Genomic DNA, 6,635 nt, shown 5'->3' with positions numbered 1-6,635 from the left:
ATTTAGATATATCGTATTGTTTTTAATCGCTATTGACTATTTTAAATTGTTCAATGATCACTACGGCCACTTAGAGGGTGATGAAGCATTGAAATCTGTTGCGACCAGCTTAAAAAAATTGGATTTTGGCGGTGAAAAACTGGTTGCTCGCTTTGGTGGAGAAGAGTTTTGTGTAGTTTTGGCGAGCGACATCGAAATTGATGGTCAAGCTTATGCTAAACGACTGATCGAATCGGTTGAATCGCTGCGCATCACCCACCAATTTTCCCCGGCGAAGAAGACGCTTTCAATCAGCGTTGGAGGGGTTGAAATTGATACCCCACAGTTGAATCACTATCTAGATTTCTTTCATGTGGCTGATAGAGCACTTTATGCAGTCAAAGCACAAGGAAGAGGTCGTTATCTCGTGCAAAAATTCACCTCTAATCTCCCGTTAACATTGCCTGTTCAATAATCTTTACGCAGTAAATTCTGTTTATTTTTGCAATGCTTGTTTAATAAATAAGCAGTGGAATTGCTCTATTTGATTGCCTGTATTACCGTACTAGCTAACTAGTCTATTGATATTTGTGTGAGTGGTATGACACAGTCTGATTCTCGTGAACATTTTGGTTCACGTCTTGGTTTTATTCTTGCGGCGGCGGGTGCGGCGGTTGGCCTAGGTAATATCTGGGGCTTTCCAACCCAAGCGGCAAGCAACGGCGGCGGCGCATTCTTATTGGTTTATTTGGTGATGATCATGGTCGTTGCCTTCCCTATGTTAGTGGTTGAAATGGCGATAGGCCGTTTTGGGCAAGCAAACCCTGTTGATAGCATGCGCTCATTAACGCCTCATCCACTAGGTAAAATGGTCGGTGGCTTTGTCGGTTGGATTGGTTTGAGTGTTCCGAGTGCGGTACTGGCGTTTTACAGCATCGTCGGTGGCTGGCTAATCTGCTTTTTACTCGGTGCGATGACAGAGTTATTGGGTTTTGTGGAAATCACAGCTTGGTTGAAAGGGTTTAGTGTTGAGCGTAACTTATTCGGAACCTTAGTGTTTTATATTTTGACGATTCTAATCGTGCAAGGTGGTGTTAAAGACGGGATTGAAAAATGGTCAACGCGTTTAATGCCTGCATTGTTTGTACTGTTTGGTGTGCTGTTTGTTTACATCATGATGCAAACTGGAGCGATGGAAGGTTTACAACACTATTTAGTCCCTGATTTTTCAAAGGTGTTTGACAGACATCTCTTACTGGCGGCAATGGGGCAAGGTTTCTTCTCATTAACCATTGGTGGCTGCTCGATGTTGATTTACGGATCTTATCTGAGTAAGCAAGAAAACCTGCCGAAGATGGCACTAAATGTGACTTTAGTTGATACCGCCGTGGCTTTCATTGCTGGCCTTGTTGTGTTGCCTGCGATGTTTGTTGCGATGCATAAAGGGGTGGAAATCTATGCCGCTGACGGTTCTTTACTAAATTCAGATACGCTCGTTTTTACCGTGTTGCCATTGATGTTTGATAGCCTTGGTTGGATGGGGCAGGTGTTTGCTATCGTATTTTTCACTTTACTGACGATCGCCGCGTTAACCTCTTCTATCTCTATGCTGGAATGCCCTGTAGCCTTAGTCAGCGAGCGTTTTAATACGAAACGCGCACCAACAAGCTGGGTATTAGGCGCGTTAATTGCGCTAGTCAGTGTCGTTATTGTTTATAATTTTGGTGCGCTATTTGGCTTAGTGGCAACGGTTGCGACGCAATATTTGCAGCCGACAGCAGCGCTGATGTTCTGCCTATTTGGCGGTTGGGTATGGCGTCGTCACGCGAAAGTCAAAGAGTTAGAACAAGGTTTCCCTGAGTTCCAATTGGGTTGGTTTGGTAAAATCTGGCCTTGGTATGTGAAATTTGTCTGCCCTGTATTAGTGGCTACGGTGATTTGGGCTTCGTTCGGTTAATGAGTTACTTTCTTCATCCCACTCACGCTTAAACAGCATAAAGCCCTTTGAATAAGGGCTTTATTATTGAACTTATGTGTCTCTATTGTTTAGACTTATCGACAATTTAGACCATCGACGGTGGCATCAAGTGTCCCGTGGTCAGAGGTTCTAAATCGCTGTCTGCGACCTCTTCAATAAAATCGCCCACGACTTGCTCAACCATCTCATCGCTTTGCGAGAAGTAGGCGAGATGGAATACGGCATCTCCTTCATTAACAAGAGGCAGAGTTTGTTGGCCAATCACAATACCCCCCTTATTGGCTCTTAATTCGACTTCAACATGACCAAGCGGTGAGTTGATATAGGCAAGCACTTGTCCTTTTTCGACCTTGTCACCAAGCGTCACCACAGTGCGCAAGATGCCATCGCTTTCGGCTCTGAGCCAACTGGTTGATTTTGCGATGATCGATGTCGGTACGGCCTTGCGACTTTTGCGCATCATACCAATGGCTTGCATGGTGCGTTTCACACCGACAATACCCGCATTGATGGCAATAGGTTCAAATTTTAGCGCTTCACCTGCTTCATAAGTTAATACTGTGATGCCTGATTTCTCTGCTTCACTTCTGAGCGAGCCATTACGCAGTGGAGAGTCGATGATCACTGGGGTTGCAAATGCTTGGGCAATACGTAAGGTTTCAGGATTAGTGAGATCGGCGCGGATTTGTGGCAAATTCGTGCGATGAATAGCACCAGTATGCAGGTCAATGATGTAATCACAACGTAAAGCGACTTGGGAAAAGAAAGTATGTGCAATGCGAGAGGCGAGGGAGCCAGTTTCACTTCCAGGGAAGCAGCGATTGAGATCGCGTCGATCAGGAAGGTAGCGAGATTTATGAATAAAGCCAAAGGCATTGACGATGGGGACAACAATCAGTGTCCCTTTTAGTTTTTGCGGGTCAATGGAGTTGATCAGTTGACGGACTATTTCAACGCCGTTCAGTTCATCACCATGGATGGCGGCATTGACCATTAAGGTTGGGCCAGTGGATATTCCATTAATGATTTCGATAGGGATAGAGAGTGGCGAGTGTGTATAAAGCTTAGCCGCTTCTAGCTCCATTGCCTTGCGCGTTCCTGGGGGAACTGAATCCCCCAGGAAATGAAATGCTGTGTTTTTCCTAACCTTTGCCACGTGTTTTTGTCCCTTTCGTTGCCGCATTTTTTTCAATAAATTCGACAATCAACCCGGCGATATCTTTACCAGTAGCGGCTTCAATACCTTCAAGACCTGGCGATGAATTGACTTCCATCACTAATGGGCCACGTTCCGATCGCAAAAGATCCACACCCGCAACATTGAGACCCATAATCTTCGCCGCATCGATAGCCGTCTTACGTTCTAGAGGGGTGATTTTTACCAAAGAGGCCGTTCCACCGCGGTGTAGGTTAGAGCGAAACTCACCATCGGCACCTTGCCGTTTCATGGCTGCGATAACTTTGTCGCCAATAACGAAACAGCGAATATCGGCGCCACCAGCCTCTTTGATGTACTCTTGCACCATGATATTGGCTTTCAAGCCCATGAACGCTTCGATCACACTTTCTGCTGCTTTGCGTGTTTCCGCTAACACTACACCGATGCCTTGAGTTCCTTCAAGTAATTTAATCACTACCGGTGCTCCTCCGACCATGTCGAGTAAGTCTTTGACATCATCGGGTTTACTGGCGAAACCAGTAATCGGCATACCAATGCCGCGACGAGACAATAGCTGCATTGAGCGAAGTTTATCTCTGGAACGGCTAATAGCCACAGATTCATTGACGGGATAAACCCCCATCATTTCAAATTGGCGTAATACCGCAGTACCGTAAAACGTAACGGATGCACCAATACGAGGAATGACTGCATCAAAACCCGCTAACTCTTCACCTTTAAAGTGAATTTCGGGTTTTTCAGAATTGATATTCATATAGCAACGCAGCCCATCAATCACTTTGACTTGGTGGCCACGGCTTTTACACGCTTCAATCAGACGCTTGGTTGAATACAACGAAGCATTACGTGACAGAATACCAATTTTCATTATTTGCTCTCCTCGAAAGCGATTAAAAACGATTTAGTTGGATTAACTAAAATTCGACGGTGCATTGCGGTGCGACCTAATAGCATACGAAAACCCATATTTTCGCGATTGGTTAACGTTATTTCAATGGGCCAAGTTTGGCCGCCCAAACTGACGTCTGATTGAATAACGTAACGTGACTCTTCATGGCCACCGGAATCACGGACGATTCGTTCATCAATGACTTTAGCTTCGCACACTGTGACCTTGTCATTATTGCGCTGCACAGGGTGGATCCAAAAGCGAACCCAAAGAGTCTCTTCCTTGATGAAGCTCTCTACCTTAAATGCGTGTAAGCACGACGTGCGGGCTCCGGTATCGACTTTGGCATTAATTTGCTCAATACCTAACCCTGGAAGGCTGAGAGTTTCTCGCCATCCGACAATCATTTCTTCTTTCATCGCAGTTTCAATATTTTTGGAGAATGTAAGACGCCGCTAAGGAGTAGCCGCATCCCCGATACAACTTTTAAATGGTGTTATCGCTTGAAGAGAGTGTGGTGAATAACTCTAGGAACTTCAAGGGGGCGAACTCTAGCAGTCACAAAAAATGTGCGCTAATGAAATTAATTTGCCTTATCGATAAAATTAATTGATAGAAAAAGAGGTAAGGATTGATGCCGAATTCCGCTGCCAAAGCAAGATATTCATCAACTTGCTATTACACGCTGGTTGAAGAATTCGACATCAGAGTGGGTTAAACTTTCGCTGGAATATGCTCTAGTAGGGCAACCATTTGCTCCCAGAAAAGGTCGACTGTGTCGATCTTCACTTTCTCATCCGGTGAGTGAGGGAATTTAATGGTTGGGCCAAACGAAACCATATCCATTTCTGGGTAAGGTTTTTTGAAAAGACCACATTCTAGGCCAGCATGGATCACCATGATATTCGGTTTATGACCGTAAATACCTTGGTACATGTCTCTGAAAATAGCCATGATCTCTGAATCGGCATCTGGTTTCCAGCCCGGATAAGCACCAGTAAAGGCAATTTCCGCATTCGCTAGCTCAGCAACGGATTTGAGCATGCTTTCAACCTGTTGGCGACCTGAATCAATCAGAGAACGAATAAGGCATAACACAGTCACAGAGTTTTCTTGCGTGGTAATCACACCGACATTCAATGAGGTTTCAACTACGCCTTCAATTTCATCGCTCATCCGGATCACACCGTTTGGACACGCGTTTAATGCGGCAATAAAACGTTGTTGATCAACAAGAGCGAAGACATTTTCTGCATTTTCTTGCGGGTTGTTGAAAGTGACAATTCCTGTTTCGACGCGTCCAAGCTCTTCTTTCACTAGCTGGGTATAGGTGCTAAATAGCTCATCCAGTTTTACCCCATTTTCGGCAGGAATGGCCACGGTGACAAACGCTTCTCGAGGAATGGCGTTACGTAGGCTACCACCGCGAAACTCGATCAAACGTAAATCAAGTTCTTGTGCGTGACTAGCAAGAAAGCGAGCCAGCAGCTTGTTAGCATTCCCACGGCCAGTATGGACGTCACACCCAGAGTGACCTCCTTTTAACCCTTTCAAAATCAATTGATGTGTTACGTAACCAGCAGGCATGGCTTGTCGTTGGATATTAAAAGTCATTGCGCTATCAATACCACCAGCACAGCCCATATATACTTCGCCCTCTTGTTCTGAATCAGTATTGAGCAGGATCTCTCCTTCTAACCAACCCGCTTCAAGGCCGAAAGCACCTGTCATACCCGCTTCTTCATCAATCGTCAGTAACACCTCAATAGGGCCGTGCTTGAGCTCTTTTGACGCGAGAACAGCCAAACATGCTGCCATACCCATACCGTTATCGGCACCTAAAGTGGTTCCTTTGGCTGTTACCCATTCGCCATCGATATACGGTTGGATAGGGTCCTTAGCAAAGTCGTGCTGCGTGTCTTCGTTTTTTTGCGGCACCATATCAATATGAGCTTGTAGAACCACACCTTTCTTATGTTCCATGCCAGCTGTCGCTGGTTTTTTTATGAAAACGTTACCGGTTGGATCTCGGCGTACCGCTAAACCCTGCTCTGTCGCCCACTGGATGATGTGTTGGGCTAAGGCTTCTTCATGCTTAGACGGGTGAGGAATGGAACAGATTTTATCGAAAAATTGCCATACGGGTGCCGATGACAATTTACTGATTTCAGAATAGAACTCAGACACGGAATACTCCTTTTATTCGAGCTTGCCAGATCATGAACAGGCGAAATGTTTCTTTGGTAGCGATATCGACTAGATCTGAGCATGACTTGTAGTGGTGGACAGCATACCACTCTCGACAATCAGCGAGTAGCCTCACCGCTTGAGAATTGTTTTATTGGTGTCACATTAAATCGACTGTAGCGTATAGAAGAGATGACACAATCGGCGATGAGATTCTTCCCCTTACCGCCTAATAATCATTTTTTGCTGATATTTGTGTAATTTAATTACTTAAATCTGTTGATGTAGATCATTAAAATAAAATTATGTGATTTTTATCACGCTAAATATTGTAATTTAATTTCTTGGTGGTATATTTGTAACCAACTTCGAAAGCGAAGAAAAAATGCTCAAAGGATGAGTCCGTTTATCGCCTCCATGGA

General features: G+C 44.9%; 6 protein-coding genes. 2 read left to right on the top strand and 4 right to left on the bottom strand.

What is annotated here, in order from left to right:
- Together B9J84_RS01830 and B9J84_RS01825 are read left to right on the top strand one after the other, a co-directional pair.
- Positions 1–454 (top strand): GGDEF domain-containing protein (locus tag B9J84_RS01830; RefSeq protein ID WP_143698823.1); only part of this gene is annotated, 454 nt, incomplete at its 5' end.
- A 126-nt stretch (positions 455–580) separates the two neighbouring features.
- On the top strand, positions 581–1,936 hold the full coding sequence (locus B9J84_RS01825; RefSeq protein WP_026027641.1) for a sodium-dependent transporter: 1,356 nt from the start codon (positions 581–583) through the stop codon (positions 1,934–1,936).
- Positions 1,937–2,042: 106 nt separating this feature from the next.
- On the opposite strand, the gene B9J84_RS01820 is transcribed toward B9J84_RS01825, so the two are convergent.
- The 4 genes from B9J84_RS01820 to B9J84_RS01805 all read right to left on the bottom strand — a co-directional run bounded on the left by B9J84_RS01820 (position 2,043) and on the right by B9J84_RS01805 (position 6,213).
- Positions 2,043–3,140, bottom strand: coding sequence for a succinylglutamate desuccinylase/aspartoacylase family protein (locus tag B9J84_RS01820; RefSeq protein ID WP_088718002.1), 1,098 nt, complete (start codon positions 3,138–3,140; stop codon positions 2,043–2,045).
- A complete protein-coding gene (gene rimK / locus B9J84_RS01815) occupies positions 3,100–4,005 on the bottom strand; it encodes a 30S ribosomal protein S6--L-glutamate ligase (RefSeq protein WP_010320145.1) in 906 nt (301 codons plus the stop codon). The genes B9J84_RS01820 and rimK overlap by 41 nt, the downstream gene beginning before the upstream one ends.
- Positions 4,005–4,445 carry an ATP-dependent zinc protease gene (locus B9J84_RS01810; RefSeq protein ID WP_019282319.1) on the bottom strand — a complete coding sequence of 147 codons (441 nt, stop codon included), beginning with the start codon at positions 4,443–4,445 and terminating at the stop codon, positions 4,005–4,007. The genes rimK and B9J84_RS01810 overlap by 1 nt, the downstream gene beginning before the upstream one ends.
- Positions 4,446–4,740: 295 nt before the next feature.
- Positions 4,741–6,213, bottom strand: coding sequence for an aminoacyl-histidine dipeptidase (locus B9J84_RS01805; protein ID WP_094123409.1), 1,473 nt, complete (start codon positions 6,211–6,213; stop codon positions 4,741–4,743).
- Positions 6,214–6,635: the final 422 nt, after the last annotated feature.

The organism is Vibrio sp. V03_P4A6T147, assembly GCF_002241085.1.
GTDB lineage: Bacteria > Pseudomonadota > Gammaproteobacteria > Enterobacterales > Vibrionaceae > Vibrio > Vibrio anguillarum.
Note: the sequence above shows the minus strand (reverse complement) of the source record. Positions and strands in the feature narration are given on the sequence as shown.